Source organism: candidate division WOR-3 bacterium, from assembly GCA_026418155.1.
Taxonomy (GTDB): Bacteria; Hydrothermota; Tepidihabitantia; order Tepidihabitantales; family CAIPLT01; genus JAOABV01.
Window position 1 is genome coordinate 1 of record JAOABV010000030.1, and the last position, 18956, is coordinate 18956.

General features: G+C 37.0%; 11 protein-coding genes and 2 tRNA genes. 11 read left to right on the plus strand and 2 right to left on the minus strand.

The features are described 5' to 3' along the window. From N2201_04760 to xerD, 11 genes are all read left to right on the plus strand, one after another. The coding region (locus tag N2201_04760) for a T9SS type A sorting domain-containing protein (GenBank protein MCX7785523.1) at positions 1-452 on the plus strand (452 nt) is incomplete at its 5' end. Positions 453-642: 190 nt separating this feature from the next. Beyond that, positions 643-2739, plus strand: a complete 2097-nt coding sequence (locus N2201_04765; GenBank protein MCX7785524.1) for a sodium-translocating pyrophosphatase — start codon at positions 643-645, stop codon at positions 2737-2739. Positions 2740-3310: 571 nt separating this feature from the next. After that, entirely contained in the window at positions 3311-7174 is a 3864-nt protein-coding gene (locus tag N2201_04770) for a choice-of-anchor J domain-containing protein (GenBank protein ID MCX7785525.1), read from the plus strand. Between the two features lie 376 nt (positions 7175-7550). Then, positions 7551-7624: transfer RNA gene (locus tag N2201_04775), tRNA-Arg, on the plus strand. A 112-nt stretch (positions 7625-7736) separates the two neighbouring features. Further along, positions 7737-8198, plus strand: coding sequence for a tRNA adenosine(34) deaminase TadA (gene tadA / locus N2201_04780; GenBank protein ID MCX7785526.1), 462 nt, complete (start codon positions 7737-7739; stop codon positions 8196-8198). A gap of 53 nt (positions 8199-8251) precedes the next feature. Next, a tRNA-Ser gene (locus N2201_04785) sits at positions 8252-8335 on the plus strand. A gap of 217 nt (positions 8336-8552) precedes the next feature. Then, positions 8553-11780 carry a T9SS type A sorting domain-containing protein gene (locus N2201_04790; GenBank protein ID MCX7785527.1) on the plus strand — a complete coding sequence of 1076 codons (3228 nt, stop codon included), beginning with the start codon at positions 8553-8555 and terminating at the stop codon, positions 11778-11780. 6 nt (positions 11781-11786) lie between these two features. Then, entirely contained in the window at positions 11787-14813 is a 3027-nt protein-coding gene (locus N2201_04795) for a T9SS type A sorting domain-containing protein (protein ID MCX7785528.1), read from the plus strand. Then, on the plus strand, positions 14810-15496 hold the full coding sequence (locus tag N2201_04800; GenBank protein ID MCX7785529.1) for a hypothetical protein: 687 nt from the start codon (positions 14810-14812) through the stop codon (positions 15494-15496). Before N2201_04795 ends, N2201_04800 begins: the two co-directional genes overlap by 4 nt. A 115-nt stretch (positions 15497-15611) precedes the next feature. Next, positions 15612-17207 (plus strand): L-aspartate oxidase, encoded by a 1596-nt coding sequence (nadB, locus tag N2201_04805; GenBank protein ID MCX7785530.1) that lies wholly within the window; start codon positions 15612-15614, stop codon positions 17205-17207. Positions 17208-17210: 3 nt separating this feature from the next. Continuing rightward, positions 17211-18113 carry a site-specific tyrosine recombinase XerD gene (xerD, locus tag N2201_04810; GenBank protein ID MCX7785531.1) on the plus strand — a complete coding sequence of 301 codons (903 nt, stop codon included), beginning with the start codon at positions 17211-17213 and terminating at the stop codon, positions 18111-18113. 100 nt (positions 18114-18213) lie between these two features. On the opposite strand, the gene N2201_04815 is transcribed toward xerD, so the two are convergent. Next, a complete protein-coding gene (locus tag N2201_04815) occupies positions 18214-18459 on the minus strand; it encodes a hypothetical protein (protein ID MCX7785532.1) in 246 nt (81 codons plus the stop codon). Between the two features lie 129 nt (positions 18460-18588). Next, positions 18589-18956, minus strand: a 368-nt coding sequence (locus N2201_04820) for a T9SS type A sorting domain-containing protein (protein ID MCX7785533.1), incomplete at its 5' end; no start/stop codon positions are given.

Genomic DNA, 18956 nt, shown 5'->3' on the forward strand with positions numbered 1-18956 from the left:
AGATGTGTATAAGAGACAGACCTAAAACAGGTGCAGCACTTGCTTATGCTAATAGCAAAGTTTGGTTGTTAAAAGGGAATAATACGCCTGAATTCTGGTGTTATATTCCGTCAGCAATGTCAAATGTAAAACCGGCGATGTCGAATCTGAATGCACAAAAGATTAATACCTCTTATCCCTTTATGCTTTATCAGAATAGCCCCAATCCGTTTAAATCACAAACAACTATTCGCTATTCAATATCTGCTCAAAGCAAAGTTTCACTTGTAATTTATGATGTTTCAGGAAGATTGATTAAGACATTAGTCAATGAACGTAAAGCACCGGGAATTTATAGCATAATTTGGAATGGAACTGATGATAACGGTAGAAAAGTCGGTCAAGGTGTCTATTTCTATGTCTTAAAAACCGCTGACAATAAGATACAAAGAAAGATGTTGATGATGAGGTGAGTTAAATCTACACGCTTACACAAGATTAGCACAAGATTATCTTAAAATCTTTGAGCACAGAAAAAAGTAATTTTTGTGTCTTTTTGTATTATTCTCTCAATGATTTAGTGCTCTCTCAAGAAAATACACTTTCACTGATTATCAACAAAAATCCTTGACATCAACTCAATTTTTACTATAATTTTTCTTTATGGAATTAATTTTTATTATTGCTCCGATTTCAGCAGTGATTGCGTTAATATCGGCGTTGATATTGACTGTAAGGGTATTAAAGACTGATGAAGGCACGCCGGCAATGAAACAAGTTGCCAGTGCAGTCTTAGAAGGTGCTAACGCCTATCTCAAAAGACAATATCTTGGCGTTTCACTCTATTTCTTAGTCGTTTTCGTTATCTTATTAATTTTGGCATTGAATCGAATGTTATCCATATTTGTGCCTTTTGCATTTTTGACTGGTGGATTTTTCTCGGGTCTTTCTGGATATATTGGAATGTCCGTAGGCGTTCGTGCCAGTGCCCGCACAACTAATGCGGCAAAAACCAGTCTTAACTCAGCATTACGAGTTGCCTTCTCTTCCGGAATGGTAATGGGATTGGTTGTTGTCGGATTAGGACTGCTTGATTTAAGCATCTGGTATTATGTGTTAAATCTCATTTATAAAAATTTACCTTTATTCGAACGAATGGAAAAAATCACTTCAACAATGTTAGGATTTGGTATTGGTGCCAGTTCCCAAGCATTGTTTGCTCGTGTTGGCGGTGGCATTTTTACCAAAGCCGCTGATGTTGGTGCTGATTTAGTTGGAAAAGTAGAAGCCGGTATTCCTGAAGATGACCCCCGCAATCCGGCAGTAATCGCTGATAATGTTGGTGACAATGTCGGCGATATTGCGGGCATGGGTGCTGATTTATACGAATCCTATTATAGTTCAATTATTGCAACAATGGCTTTGGCCGTTTCGGCTGGCTTAAGCGCAAAAGGAGTTTTATTGCCGATGATTGTTGCCGGTATTGGAATAGTTTCTTCGATCATCGGAAGTATTTTCGTCAAGACAGGCGAGAAAGTCGAACAAAAAGTCCTCCTCAAAGCATTACGGACGGGAATTTATTTTACTACATTATTAGTTGCCATTTTGGGATTTTTTGCAGTATATTGGATTTTAGGAAAAATCTATATCAATATTTATTGGGCGATTCTTTCTGGACTCTTAGCAGGTATAATTATCGGATTTTCTACAGAATACTTCACATCAGATAATTATCAACCAACACAAAAAATTTCAGTCGCAGCCAAAACCTCTCCGGCAACGGTTGTCATTGAGGGATTATCAATAGGGATGATTTCAACTGTAATTCCCGTTGTAACAGTTGCTATAGCAATTATCAGCAGCTATTATCTTGTTGGCGGTCTAAATAATCCTGGACTCGGTTTATACGGTATCAGTATTTCAGCAGTCGGTATACTTTCTACTCTTGGTATTACTTTAGCAACTGATGCATTTGGACCGGTTGCGGATAATGCCGGTGGTAATGCACAGATGAGCGGCCAGGAACCGATTGTCCGCGAGCGAACTGATGCTTTAGATGCTTTAGGCAATACAACCGCCGCAACCGGCAAAGGATTTGCAATCAGTTCAGCAGCATTAACTGCATTAGCCTTAATCGCTGCTTATCGTAATGAAGTTCGCCTTGCCAGTCATGGATTAAAAACCGTTACTGCAACTTTACTTAATCCTCAAACGATTGCTGGACTATTTATTGGTGCCATGCTACCATTTGGATTTTGTGCTTTAATTATGAAATCTATAGGAAGAACTGCCCAAAAAATTGTTGATGAAGTGCGTCGTCAATTTCGTGAAATCAAAGGATTACTTGAAGGAACAGCAAAAGCCGATTATGCCCGTGCAGTTCATATCTGCACTGCCGCAGCACAAAAAGAAATGATTGCACCATCGCTACTTGCAATTGTTGCTCCAATCGTTGTTGGTGTACTGCTCGGAATTGAAGCAGTCGCAGGATTATTGATTGGTGCATTAGTCTCTGGATTTGCTTTAGCCATAATGATGGCAAATTCTGGTGGTGCTTGGGATAATGCCAAAAAGTTTATTGAAAAAGGAAATTTAGGTGGCAAAGGGTCTCAATGTCATAAAGCCGGTGTTGTTGGCGATACAGTCGGTGACCCATTAAAAGATGCAGCCGGACCATCTCTAAATATTTTATTAAAACTGATGTCAATGGTTTCAATCGTATTCTTAGGTTTTATCTTAAAATACTCAATTTTTAAATAAAAACTATTAGTGTAGTAAAACTTTCCGCTATAATTAAAAGCATAAAGTCACAGAAAAAAATCTCTTTCCAATTTGAAATTTACTCGTTAGTTTTTGATTTTATGCGATACCCCTCTCCTATTTTGCAACACATAAAATTAAAAACTTGAAATTTCTCATCTAACTCTATGAACTATAATAAGATAATTTTTATATATATTACAAAGTTTTACTTGACAATTTGGATTTTATATTTAAACTATTATAGTAATAAGTGAAAAATGATTTGTGGCGCATAATATTTAAGTTATAAATATTTCTCGAAAAAAATCCAAGAAAAAATTTATATGTTGAACAGTTTGGTATTATAACTTTATGATTTTTATTAAAGGTTTATTTTTATACACTAAATATTTTTTGATATAATGATATTAAATATTTTTTGATATAATGATTTCGATTTTTATGAAAGGTTAATTACATATGAAAGGTTAATTACAAATGATTAAAAAACAAAATATAAAAATTGCTGTGTATATTGACACCATGATTCAATATATACACAAAAAATTTCCCAAAAGGGGAGGGAACTATGCGTAGGAGCATAATTCTTTTTCTTTTAATTTTAACTTCTGCATTTGCCCAAACAATGGCATTGAGAGAATCATTTAATGGACCGACTTTTCCCCCTCCAGGTTGGACCGTATACAATCTTGATGATAATTCGCCTTCAATTCCCCCCAATGATAGGTCTCAATGGCAGCAAGATGGTCACGGACCACATACTCAACCTGGCTGTGCTTTTTGCCGTAAAACCTATGCTGGTGGTCAAGGAGGTAACCCGCAAGTACCGAATAATGACTGGTTGGTAACGCCGAGAGTGCAACCGGAACCAGGGGCTAATATATTAGTTTTCTATTATCGCGGGTTTACTCGGAATCAAAAAGAAAGTCTTGAAGTTTGGGTATCAACTTCAGGCAATACACCGGCAGCATTTACTGACTCAGGATTTCGGGTTGATGCTTTTAGTATTCGAACTTGGGATTATACTCGAAGAGCAGTTTCATTAGCGAGTTTTAACAATATTCCGATTTACATTGCTTTTCGTTATTGTGCTGATAATCCAAACCGGCACGGTGTATTCCTTGACGATGTCGGCGATACGACATCAGCTCCAGTTCCTCCGGTTCCGTTTGTTCGAATTGATGTCGGGGTTGAAGAAATTGTTCGTCCGGATACTGTGATGCCGCCTGGCGAATTAACACCACAGGCAATAATTAAAAATTATGGTTCACGAGCAACGAGTTTTTGGACACGATGTGTGATTCAAACTTATCCTCAGGGAAACACAATCTATCAAGAGTCCACTTATCTTAATTTGCAACCAGGGGAAGCCTATGGTATGCCTTTTCCTTCACTATTACTTTCTGGAGGCTTTTATTACATAAAGTTCCGCACATTAGCATTTGGTGATTTAAATCCCAGTAATGATGAGAAGACAAGAATTTTCCGAGTAATTCCTGTTAGTTATAAAGATGCTGGCGTTATCAATGTGCTCAGCCCTGCTTCAGAATTACAATACCAAAATTCATATTTACCATCAGCACTGTTCAGAAACTATAGCGGTTCAGCAGTTCAAATTCCAGTAACGATGAAAATCCTAAAAGATTTAGGCAATAATAATTGGCAGGAAGTATGGCGCGATACCGCAACATCGCCGCTAATGGAACCATTAACTAATTGGACTTTTGTTGCGAAAAACTGGATTGCTGATGTTGGCTTCTACAAAATTATTGCAATTACCAGTCTTGCTGGTGACCAAAATCCTAATAATGATTTTGATACTGCCCATGCGCTATGTGCACAAAAGGATGTTGGCGTGATTGCGATTCGTAGTCCTGGAGCAATAGTTGAACCAACAGTAAGTATAGAACCGTCTGCTGACCTCATCAATCGTAGTTGGAATCAACAAACTTTTAATGCAACATTTACCATTGGCGGATATTCTAATACTCAACAAGTTACCTTAAATGCAGCTGACTTCATTACTCAGACATTTGAACCTTGGCAAGCTCAACCTGGTTATTATTCAATAAAGTGTTCAACTTATTTATCAGGAGACCAAAGACGAGATAATGATGTAAAACGGGCAACTTTATTTGTGCCTTATCGTGATGTTGCACCAATTCAAATCGTTAGCCCTGCAGATACAATTGCACCTGACCCATTTATTCCACGAGTAATTATCAGAAATAATAGCAATTATTATATCACAACACCAGTCCAGTTAGTAATAAAAAATCCAACAGGGCAAACAGTTTATAATAAGACCACTTACATCACGATTTTTAGTGATAGTGCACTCGGTATGGCATACTTTGATGAATGGGTTGACATTGTAAATATGGACCCAGGAACATACAATGCTACAGTTACAACACAATTTCCTTATGACCTTGTTCCTGGTAATAATACAATTTCTAAATCTTTTTACATTAGAAGCAAACGACAAGATATTGCCATGGTCAACATTGCCTCACCCGGCGATAGCGTTGGTCCTAATTATCCGATAATACCGAAAGTCGTAGTCCGAAACGAAGGTAATGTCACATTAGGAAGTTTCTATGTGATTACTGAAATTAGTTATGAAAAAACATTAATCTGGGCAGATACCAGTGCAGTTCCGATACTCAGACCAGGCCAACAGACTTTTATTACTTGTAAATCCTGTAGTTTAGGTTCCGGATTTTATTTAATTAATTCTCAAGCGGTTATTACCGATGATAATGATACAAATAATCAAATCGCTGATAATTTTACAGTAACGAATCAACTAAGACGAGATGTCGGCGTTCATAGTCAAATTGGTATTATTGAACCGAAAAACATTAGACAGCCTGGTCTATTATCTGTGATGGCAATGGTTCATAATTATGGAAATACACAAGAAGATTTTCGTGTGTTTATGAAAATTACTGGTGGTCAACTTATTGCCCCTTATTATGAATATGTAGATGTCCAAGACCTTGACCCGGGTAATGATTTAATTATAACCTTCCCCCATTTCCGTACGGATACTGGCTATAATGTCTATACTGTGACTTGTTCTACAGCCTTAGTGGGAGAATTACCGCAGTATCTTAATAATAATGTCAAGCGCAATACATTTACTGTTTCACCTCAACGAACTTATGGCTGGAGTGTGCTTGATTATATTGATTATCCAGTAGGCGATGGTGGCGCACTAACTTATGTTGGTGGTGGCACGAATCCTGGTATTTATGCTTTAACTGGCAACAAAAGAAATTATTTCTATTATTATGACCTTGTAGAAAACCAATGGTATATGAAATCACCAATGCCTGATTATCACATTGAGCCGAATAGATACACTGTAGGCAAAGGCGCTGCATTATGTAATGACGGAATAAATACAATTTATGCGGTCAGAGGCAACAAAACCGCGGACTTCTATAAATACGATATCAGCAATGATACCTGGATCAAATTAGAATCAGTTCCGCTTGGAGCCAAAAAGAAACGAATTGAAGGCGGAACTGGTCTTATCTATGTAAATAAACCTGATGAACTCGGTGAAATACACAACTACATCTATCTCATCAAAGGCAGTAAAACACGAGAAATGTGGATTTACGACATAGCAAACAACACCTGGTCATTAGCCCAAGAATCTGTTCCTCAAGGACCGTCCGGTAAGGGTGTTGAATACGGAAGTGCTACGGCTACAGATGGTTATCATATATACCTTTTAAAAGCCAAACATAATGAATTCTTTAAATTTAACGTTGCAAATAATACTTGGGAACAGAGGCAGAGTTTACCTTTACCAGCAGTAAAACCTGGTGGTGCTTTGGCATTTATCTATAAACAACCAGAAAACAAACCGTGCCTATATGCTTTCCGAGGAGGAAATACCCGTCACTTTTTACTTTATAATGATTCGGCTAACTCTTGGAAAATAAAAGAAGATATTTGGGTTTCACCTTATCGACCGAAAAATATAAAAAATGGCGCAGCACTTGTTTCCGGTAATAACGCAATTTATGCCCTTAAAGGCAATAAAACCCAAGAATTCTTAAAATATGTACCGCCACCAACATCTTCAGAAAAAGAAGGACCATCCTATCCACCTACTTCTTCTGACCCAGCGCTTTTGTCAACATCTTCAGAAATCAATCAGACAAGATTTACCGTCCAACCTAACATTATCACTGCTAATAAAGTTTTGCTAAAATATCAGTTAGCAAATCTGACCCCCATCACAATTAAGGTCTACAATATCACTGGTGCCTTAATCACAACTAACACTTATCAAGTTGAAAACAAAACTGGAATTATTCCAATAGATATTACTCATATCGCCTCTGGTATCTACTTCTTAAAAGTTGAAAGTGACGGTATAAAGAAACTTGATAAAATTATAATCTCCAAATAACCCTTTCCCTCTCCAATAGGGGCGGTCTTTGACTGCCCCTATTTTTTTCTTAATGAGTCTAAACAATATTCGATTTTTGAGAAAATTTAAATCTATGTTCTTTTATACTTTTATAATATATAATAAAAACATCACAGACACAAAATATTAATATACTGACAGAAATAAAAAAGAATATTAAAGTCTCAGAACCAAACCAATTACTACGACATTAATCTTAACAGAACAATTTTATCATATTTTATCATATTTAATTTATCATATTATCATAATTTAAGTTGACAATAACATAATAATTTAATAAAATAATAAATAAGCACTAATCGTAAGATATGTTACGGGTATGCTTATTGTATATTATAAAAATTATTTCAATGCGCCCGTAGCTCAATTGGATAGAGTGCCGGACTACGAATCCGTAGGTTCCGCGTTCGAATCGCGGCGGGCGCGTTTTGATAAAAATAAATAAAAATACTTAATGAAAAATAACCCCAATAACATTATAACCCGAACATTCGTCCAAAAGAGTTGCTCTTACAATTAGTTGCATTGGATTGTAAAAATGGATGATATTTACTGGATGCAACAAGCATTATTGGAAGCACAACAAGCATATCAAGAAGATGAAGTTCCAGTAGGTGCGGTTGTTGTGTATAACAATCGAATTATTGGTCGAGGACATAATGCTACGGAACGACTAAAAGACCCGACTGCTCATGCAGAAATTATTGCTATCTCATCGGCAGCAAATTATCTAAATAATTGGCGCTTGACTAATACTTCGGTTTATATTACCTTAGAACCGTGTCTAATGTGCACGGGCGCTCTTATTTTAGCACGGGTAAAAAGACTTGTCTTTGGTGCTTATGACTCTAAATTTGGTGCTTGTGGTTCGGTGTATAATATTCCAGAAGGCAATCGGTTTAATCATAAAATACAAGTAACTGCTGGAGTATTATCTGAAGAAAGCCAAAAACTTTTGCAAGATTTCTTTAGAAAGAAACGAAACGCGATTGGCAAATAACAATATACTATATGCTATTTGCTATACTATATGCTATTTGCTATTCGCAAAACGGAGAGATGGCCGAGTGGTCGAAGGCGCATGACTCGAAATCATGTGGGCGAAAAGCCCCGGGGGTTCGAATCCCTCTCTCTCCGCTTAAAATGAAATAAGGAAGATAGAAGATATAAAGAAAAGAAAAGATAAGAAAAGATAAGAAAAGATAAGAAAAGATAAGAAAAGAAAAGAAAAGAAAAGATAAGATAAGATAAGATAAGATAAAGATAAGATAAAGAAAAAAGAAATAAGAAAATAAGAAGAAAATATAAAAATAAAGAAATATAAAAAAATTAAATGAAAAGCATAAAAATAAATATGAAAGCAAATATTAAAGCAACTGTTTTTATCCTGATATTAAATTGTCTTGCAACATCGATCAATGCGAGTAAAATCTCTTTAGTTAAATCGCAACGCCTGCCAATTGCTAATCAAAGAACGACTATTAACAAATTAATTAGAAAAGATATTCGTTATAAAGATAACATTGTTCGCAACCCACAGATTCTTGACCGCATCCGCACGGCAACTAAACAAAATCGCACGGACACAGTTAAAGTTTTGGCATTACGGGTTGAGTTTGTTGAAGATAACACCCCTCTAACCACTGGTAATGGTAAAATGGATTTAGCTGGATTTTTAAGTCCAGATGACGGACTCTTTTATGACCCACCGCACACAAAACGATACTTTGAAAGATTGATGCAAGGTTTGCAAAAATATTATTACCTAAACTCGCTCGGACATCTGTATGTAGATTATGCAGTATATCCCCGGGGAGTATTTGAATGCTACCAACTACCGCATCCAATGATGTATTATGGTGATACCACCAGCATAGAAGGAATCGAAACTGGTTTGTGTCGATTGATGTATGATGCATTAAGAATTGCTGACCAAGACCCGAATCTTAATTTTTCTCTTTATGATTTTATAATTATTTTTCATGCTGGTTCTGGTTTGCAAAGCGATTTAAGAGGTGATAGCCCATTTGATTTACTTGCCGGAACAATTCCTTCGTCGGCTTTGCAAACATATCTTGGTATTCCTTATATCACGGTCGATAATGGTCATCGAATTCATCAAGCAACAATAATGCCAGAGATGATGCGCCAAGATACAATGTATAATGGTGAAGTCAATTTATTAGGAATGACTGGCCTTTTAGGCACTTTATGTCACGAATTCGTCCATTTGCTGGGTGGATATGACCTTTATGATGTAACTGGTTACTCAATGGGAGTTGGTGCTTGGTCATTAATGGGCTTTGGTGCTTGGCTTGGTGACTGGAGTATTGGCGCACCACCAGGTGTAATTCCAGGCATGCTTGACCCATATCATAAAATTCATCTTTTTGGACTTGAACCATTAGTAATAAATTTACCTCAAGAAAGTATTCCGATTTTTACGGCAACAATGGATACGACAAGGTTTAGAATAAGAGGTGATACAGTCTCTCCTCTAATAATTAAAATTCCAATTTCTGATAATGAGTATTTTCTGATTGAGAACCGACAAACTGATGTTAAAAGAAAAGATACGATAGTTGTTGATACTGAAGACGGCGTTGTTATTTGGGTTGAAGATGGCGAATATGATTTCTTTTTACCGGGTTCAGGAATTTTAATTTGGCATATTGATGAACAAGTTATTGCGGATTTCGGACAGTATAATGCAATCAATATCTTTCCGGCTCATAAAGGTGTTGACTTAGAAGAAGGTGATGGAATTCAGGATTTTGATGGCTGGAGCCAAAATGCCAATTTGGATTATCAAATTTATGGTTCCAAATATGACCCGTATTTCATTGGTGGTTTTAATTCTCAATTTACACCAAACACAACTCCCAATTCTGATGGCTATTATGGTAAAACTCACATATGTGTTAATGTTCTAAATCCGCCTGATACGGTAATGTTAATCAGTGTCGATTTCCAGTTATACCAAAAAGGATTTCCGAAAAATCTTAATCGTAACAGCAGAATGTTATCTGCCAGTTGTGCTGATTTAGACCAAGATGGTGATTGGGAAGTGATTGTTGCGGACAGCGCAGGTGGCATCTTTACCTGGCAAAGCGACGGCACCTCACATACAACACTCACCAGCGGTAGTTTTGGTCAATTATACTCATCAATGTCTTCACCACCTGCAATTGGCGATGTTTGTGACGATAATAAACTGGAAGTAGTTTGTGTTGACGAAAATGGCACAGTTTATATCTATCCGTATGATGGTCTGAGACCGAACACAAGAATAAATACTAATGAACGAATCCTATCATCACCCGTCTTAGCCGATTTAGATGGCAATGGCAAAAAAGAGATTATCCTCGGAACAACCAATATGAATTTACATATCTGGAATGGAGATGGAACTCCTTATCCCAATTTTCCTAAATTCTTAAGTTCAGAAATTCGTTCAGCAGTTGCCATCACTGATACCCTCAATCCTCAAATTGTCGTTTTAGGTAGTGATAACCGATTGTTTCTTATAAATTCAGATGGCACTTATGCCTCCGGTTTTCCGATTAATCTGTCTCATAGTCCATTATACAATCTATCACCCCCTGTTGTAGGTGATATTGACCGAGACGGTGTCAAAGAGATTATTGCAATCGCTACTTGCGAAAATAATTGTCGACTCTTTGTTGTTGACTTAAATGGCACAGTCAAATATTCAAGTCCTGAAATTATTCACCGACCGGTTCTTTCTGCACCAGCATTAGCGGATATTGACAATGATGGTTTCTTGGAAGTCATTATTGCCGGTAAGAATAAAATATATGCCTTCAATTACAACGGGACATTACAAACCAATTATCCGTTTGCTCAGGATTCTACTGTGACAATAACTCAATTACTTGATGGCTGGCTCATATCTTATGAAATACCATTTGTCTTCAACTCTTCACCCATACCAGTTGACATTAATAATGACAGTTATCTCGATTTCGTTATCGGTTCACCAAAATCCGGTATTTTGGGACTTGATGGTCGTAATGGAAGGATGTTTAATTATTTTCCAGTTGCTACTGTCGGTTCTGTAAGTGCTACACCGTTAGTTTTTGATTTTGATATTGACAATGATTTAGAAATTGCGGTTGGCTCAGATGTCGGTATATTCTATGTTTGGGACTTTCCGACTCTAACTCATGAGATTGTGTGGAGACAATATCTTAAAGACCCAGCCCATACTGGGCTTTACTCAGGTCTACCCCATCTTCCGTCACCACCAGAAATAACCGTGAAAAATTTTTATGCCTATCCTAATCCGGCAGATAAAGAAATCAATATCCGGTATTATCTTGGTCCCAACCCTCGCAAAGTCAAAATTGCACTGCTTGATATTAGGGGCCAATCAAAATACGAATATAATGGCAGTATCCATCCATTAACTGACAATGAAGTAAAACTAAACCTTGAAGGAATTCCCAGTGGAGTTTATCTCCTCCGATTAGAAGTCGAATCCTCAGCCGTAGCGGGCTCGGCCGTACCGGCCAAGCCAAAAAAAGAAATCAAGTTCTATAAGTTTGCCGTAGTAAAATAGTCTCTAATGAACCTCGTCGCAATAAGACAAGTATTTTTATTTGTTCTCTGGGTTCTTTTTTCACCTGTTATAAGCAGCCAAATTATTAGAGATGATTTTCTATTAAATGACGATAATTATGGTGGTTGTCGACAAGAAGAACCCGCAATTGCTATTAATAATACCGGCTATACTATTATTACCTGGACTGATTTTCGTGATGGCAATGCAGATATTTATGTCCAAAGAATGGATGTCTCAGGAAATTTAATGGGCAATAATTTTCGCGCAAACACTGACGCGGGTTTGAAATGGCAAGGCACACCGTCTGTTGCTATTCATTCTTTAGGAAATTTTGTTGTCGTTTGGGAGGACCGACGCAATTGCAATTCTGATGTCTTCTGCCAAAGATTCAATGCTACAGGTTTACCAATTGATACCAATTTTCAAGTGAATGATAATATCGGCACATCAGACCAAAGAAACGCTGATGTGATTATTCAGCCCAATCAAAACATTATTGTGGTCTGGGATGACTGGCGTAACGACTGGGGTGATATTTATGGTCAAATCTTTGATACGAACGCTAATCCCGTTGGAACAAACTTTAGAATTAATACTGACGGTTATGGCAATACTCAATACCAACCTGCGATTGCTCAAGATAGTTTGGGCAATTTTGTTGTTGCCTGGATGGATGGCAGAAATGGTCATTGGGATATTTATGCACAACGATTTAACAGTCAAGGAACTCCTTTAGGAAATAATTTTCGGGTTAATGATGACCAAAACATTATTATTTTTAATAAACAAAACCCCATCCCGAGTGATAAAAACGGTCCTATCTTTGATAAACAGAAATCTGTAACGAATGACAGAAACAATCTTATCTTTAATAAACTAAAACCCGTATCGGATGACCGAAATGGTCTTATCTTTAATAAACAGAAAGCTGTATCGAATGACAGAAACAATCTTATCTTTGATAAACCAAAACCCGTATCGGATGACCGAAATAGTCTTATCTTTAATAAACTAAAATCAGTACCGAATGACAGAAACAGTCCTATCTTTAACAAACAGACATCAATCTCGGATGATATAACTACTACTGACCAAACTCAACCCCGATTAGCATGTTTTCGCAATGGTCAATTTGTTATTGTCTGGGAAGACCAAAGAAACGGCAATAGTGATATTTACCTTCAGCGCTTTGACAATAATGGCAATCGCATTGGCACAAATCTTCGGGTTAATGATGATAACGGCAATGCGGTACAGATGTTACCCGATATTACATTTGATAATAACGGCAATTTTATTATAACTTGGACTGATAACCGCAATGGTGATTTTGATATTTTTTGCCAAAGGTATAATAATCTCGGTTTAGCCATTGGCCCTAACTTCCGAGTAAATGACGATAATTCTAATCAAGACCAATCTGGTTCTTGTATTGCGGTCAACAGCCGAAATGAATTCTTTATTGTCTGGTCTGATAAACGAGAAATAAATAGCAACATCTACTACCAGAAATATAATAATCTGGGTAATCCACTTGGTATTAATCTTCGGATTAATGATGACTTTGTTAGTTCTCATCAACGCTGTTCTTGGATATGTCAATCTGGTATTGGAAATTACATTGTCACTTGGGAAGATGAACGAAATGTTAATACGGATATTTATGCGGCAAGATTAGACTCTCTGGGTAACATTTTCGGTCCGAATTTTAAGGTCAACGATGACTCTACTACGCAAGACCAATTCTATGCCTCAGTTACTGCTAATTTTACCGGTGATTTTATTATTGCCTGGACTGATGGTCGCAATAATAATTTTGATATCTATGCCCAAAGATACTCAAGCACTGGTATACCCATCGCAAATAATTTTCGAGTCAATGATGACAATACCCACCAGACCCAATGGTATCCAGTAGTTGCCAGTGACAGTTTGGGTAACACGATTATTGTCTGGATAGATTATCGTAATGGCAATCCTGATATATATGGACAACTTTATGATTATTTAGGTAATCCCTTGGGTAGTAATTTTATTATTAACGAATCACCGTCAGCAACTCAATTATATCCATTTGTTGCCAGAAATGCTGCTGGTAGATTTGTTGTAACTTGGATGGATAACCGCAACGGCAATTTTGACATCTATTGTCAAAGGTTCGACCATATCGGCAATACTCTCGGTGCTAATCTTAAGGTCAACAGCGACACCACAACAACTTTTCAGGGTTATCCGGCAGTTACGATAAATTCTGCTGGTGATTTTGTCATTGTCTGGGAAGATAACCGAAATCAAGATACCGATATTTATCTTCAAAGATTTAATAACCTTGGAACACCAATTCAATCAAACATAAAGGTCAATGACGACATTTCTTATGAGCAATATTCGCCAACTGTCTATTATAGTGAAAATGGTAAGTATGTTGTTACCTGGTGTGATGCTCGCAATTCAGGTGAAGACCTTGACATTTTCAGTCAAGCGTATGCTGATAATGGAGTTCCGATAGGTATTAATCGACAAATTAACCATTCTGATTTATTTCGGGGTAACAATCAATGGCTAATTGGTCAAGGAGTAGTTGCCAATTCTCGCCGGATAAATTTTACTTGGACCGACAATCGCCGTCATCAAGGCTGGGATATATATTCCAAAATTGTTGATTGGGATTTCTTTGCTGGTATTTCTGAAAATACAAATACAAAGCAACTTCTAAATAAGATTAAAATCTTTCCAAATCCAACTTATGGTAAAATCTATATCAATTATAATCAACCAATTATTAGCCTTAAAATCTTTAATTCCAATGGTCAGCGAGTTAAAAACATTCAAATTAATAATACTGATTTTAGTAAATCAACTATGTTGGACCTTTCCGACTTAAAATCTGGAATTTATTTTATTCATTATGAGACACAACCCAACCCAACATCGGATAAGGATGAGACCAATCAAGATCTTTATTTATTGAATCAAAAACCACTAAGGTCAAGACAAAAGATAATTTTATTATCTAAGGAGAAAAAATGATTAAATTTAAGACATCTATCATTGCAATTCTGTTTATTTCAACACTAATATTTAATATTATTTATGCATCTAATGACACAACCAAGCAAATTACGACTACGCGGAGCATTAGAAAAAAAGCAATCTGGGCATCTGCTTTAGTTCCTGGCTGGGGACAAGGTATGCTTAAAAATAATACCAAAAGTGAAATTATGCTCTGGACCGAGGCAGGAATTTGGTTATGCTATGCAGGATTTTCTTGGTATGGCTCTTCTCTAAATCAAGATGCCAAACTATTTGCTGGCATCTACGCCAATGCTAATACTAAAATTAAATCTAATAAATATTATCGTGCTTTAGAAAAATATGATAATACTGAAGAATACAACAATGACATTCGCCGAGAAGCCCGCGAACTTTATCCGGATGATACCTTAGCCCAAAAGAATTATCTATCAAAATATGGCTATTTTGGTGACTCCATCTGGGATTGGGGCTCAGACTCTTTAAGGTATGTCTATTGGGAAAAACGAAAATCCGCCCGAACCGCACTAACTCGTGCTGGATTTTTCTTGGCTGGAGCCTTACTTAATAGAATTATCAGTGTTATTGATTGTACTTTCTTTACTCCAGACAAAAGAAACACACTTGGTATTGCGCCCAATTCTGAGCATACCGGCATTGGCTTAGTTTATCGCTTCTAAATTAGAAAAAAATAATTCATCTTTCAAGTATCGATAAGATTAAATGGCCAGCACCCTCATTAATACGGATGAATCAATTAAAAACAATACTGCTTTTTAGCACCGAGAATATTAAATGACAAATAATTTAATCAAGACAGACTTTTTAGTCATCGGCTCAGGTATTGCGGGACTTTGGTTTGCTTATAAAGCATCTGATTATGGTCAAGTGATTGTTTTGACTAAAAAAGAAGATACTGAGTCTAATACTAATTATGCTCAAGGTGGTATTGCTGCAGCATTTGGTGAAGACGATTCGCCAGAAACTCATTTTCGAGACACCTTGAAAAGTGGCCAAGGACTTGCCAAACCAGAAATTGTCCGAATGGTCTGTGAAGAAGGTCCCAAATTAGTGCAAGAACTTTATGAGGTTGGCATTCAATTTACAACTTATTACAATTCTTCCGGCAGAAAACACTTTGATTTAGGTAAAGAAGGTGGTCATAGTCGAGCACGCATTGTTCATGCCCAAGATTATACGGGCAGAGAAATTGAAAATGGTTTACTCAAAGTTCTTAAGGAAAAATGTCAATTCTACGAACACCATCTGGCTTATGATTTAATTCTCAATGAACAACAACACTGTATTGGAACCTGGGCAATTGATACAAAATCTGGACAATTTCGAACCTTCATTGCTAAGGTTGTCGTATTAGCCACTGGTGGCATTGGTCAAGTTTATCTTCATACAACTAATCCACCAATTGCTACTGGTGACGGCATTGCTATGGCGTATAATGCTGGGGCTAAAATCGCTAATATGGAATTTATCCAATTCCATCCTACTGCCTTATATGGCCATAAAATCAATAACCGCTATTTTCTCATCTCGGAAGCAGTACGGGGTGAAGGTGGTCTATTAAGAAACCAAGATGGCAAAACCTTTATGGAAAAATATCACGAACTTGGCTGTTTGGCACCACGTGATGTCGTTGCTCGAGCCATTGATAATGAAATGAAGAAAAATAATCAAGACTATGTGCTTTTAGATATAACTCATTTAGACCCGGAAAAAATAAAAAAACGATTTCCGAACATTTATAATACCTGCTTATCATTAGGAATTGATATTACTAAACAGCCAATTCCGGTTGTGCCAGCTGCTCATTATGTCTGCGGCGGTATAATGATAAATGAATGGAGCGAGACTAATATCCCAAATCTATTTGCAATTGGTGAATGTGCTTATTCTGGACTACACGGCGCTAATCGATTAGCATCAAACTCATTACTGGAAGCCTTAGTCTTTGCTGAACGCTCTGCCCTTCGGGTAATTGAAAAAATCAAATCAGATAAACTCCCTAAATTAGAAAATTTACAATTGTCTATTTTCAATGATGGGCGTGCTTTCAATATCTCACTTAAAGAATCTCAAGAAACATTGGAATTAACCCAACGCTTAAGAAAAATTGTTTGGGATGGTGCTGGCATTGTCCGTTCTAACCAGCGATTACAAAATGCCTTAGAACAAATTGAGATCATTGAAGAACAAGCAAATAAAATTCAACCCTTATCCCCGGGTACAATTGAACTAAAGAACATGATTATTGTCGCCCAACTAATTATTCAAAGTGCCATTTTACGCAAAGAATCCCGGGGCTTACATTATAATGAAGACTATCCCGAACGCGATGATGAACATTTTCTTAAAGATACTATTCTCCAAAAATAGTATATGCTGAAAAGTCGCAATGGGCAGGAAATTTTAGACCAATTTGCCAACTATCTAATGGTTGAGCGGAGCGTATCCAAACAATCATCCACTTATTACACAACTGATGTTCGGCAATTCTTACAATTTTTATCACCTCAACTATCGATTGGAAAGATTACAGAATCTGACATCCAAAATTACCTTGCGGTCTTATATGAATTACGATTAACTCCAGCATCAATTGCCCGAAAAATTACTTCAATCAAGATGTTCTTTCGCTTTTTAGTATCCGAAGGAAAAATTACTACTGACCCTTCTGAATACATCGAACTGCCTAAAATAAAAAGAAGACTACCACAAGTCCTTACAATTGAAGAAATCAACCAACTTTTGGCATGCACTGAATTGTCTAATGACCCAAACGATTTACGAGCTCGGGCAATATTTGAAACCCTCTACGCTTCAGGACTGCGTGCTTCGGAACTATTATCTTTACGCATCGACGACATCTCCTTCACAGATAGTTTTATTCGGGTATTAGGCAAAGGAGATAAAGAACGACTCGTGCCTTTAGGCAAACCGGCTATCAAAGCCTTAAAGAATTATTTGAATTTTGGTCGCAAACATTTTCTTAAGGATAAAATTTCTCCCTATGTCTTTCTTAATGTTCGCGGAAAAAAATTGTCTCGTATGGGCTTACATAAAATATTAAAGCAATACTTAAAAAAAGCAAAGATTCACAAACCAGTAACTCCTCATATCTTTCGTCATACATTTGCTACCCATCTATTAGAAGGCGGAGCAAACTTACGCGCGGTGCAAGAAATGCTTGGTCATGCCAACATTGCAACAACTCAAATTTATACCCATATTGACCGCGAATACCTAAAAGAAGTCTATAAAACCTTTCATCCCCGAAGTTAACTTTTTCAGCCAACTTAATTTTACCTTGTCATTAAAAGTTTTACTTAGGCAAATAAAGGCATAAAAACTTATTCCAAACTTTACCAGATAAAATAAAATCTCAGAAAACTTCAACAAGACTAACCGAGGGGCAAGATTGGCATTCTTGGTGGTCTAATCTGCGGTCCTCTCGGCAAGCCCCTGGATAGCCGACCGGTATGCCCCCTGGCTTGCCCCCCGGCTCATCCCTCGGATGACCGATTATATCATCTAACCTATTGTCTTTGAGATAATTAAACCATTTGCCTATAAGATAATCTACTGCATTCTCCAGTAGATTGGCTGAAGGATAACCTATTAAGCCCATCAGGCCGTTTGCAACGATTATTTGTAAGATATTCCACTTGTTGGGTTGTATCTCAGCGCTGAAAAATAACAAGGGCGGAGTTTTTCCCCGCCCTTAATTTTTACGCGATCTTCGTGTTTTCGCGATTAATTATTCTACAATCAGTTTGATTTCCTTCTGATTTGTGTTATCTTGATACCTTAAGAAATATATGCCTTTTGCAAGTCCGTTACGGGCGAAGTTCTTTGAGGAGAGGGTTGTTGTGTAAGTTCCAGCATTGAGATATTCATTCGTAAGTGTTTCAACCAAGCGTCCGGTTGCATCATAAAGTTTTATTGTAACTTTACTTGCAATCGGCAATGTGTAACTAATCGTTGTTCGTCGAGTAAAAGGATTGGGCTTGACACCAATTGTAGTAGTTAGTAGTGAGTAGCGAGTAGTAAGGGTTTGAATATTGGAATTTAGGTTTTGTTTGGAACTTGAGATTTGGAACTTGGAATTTTTGCTTGGAACATACT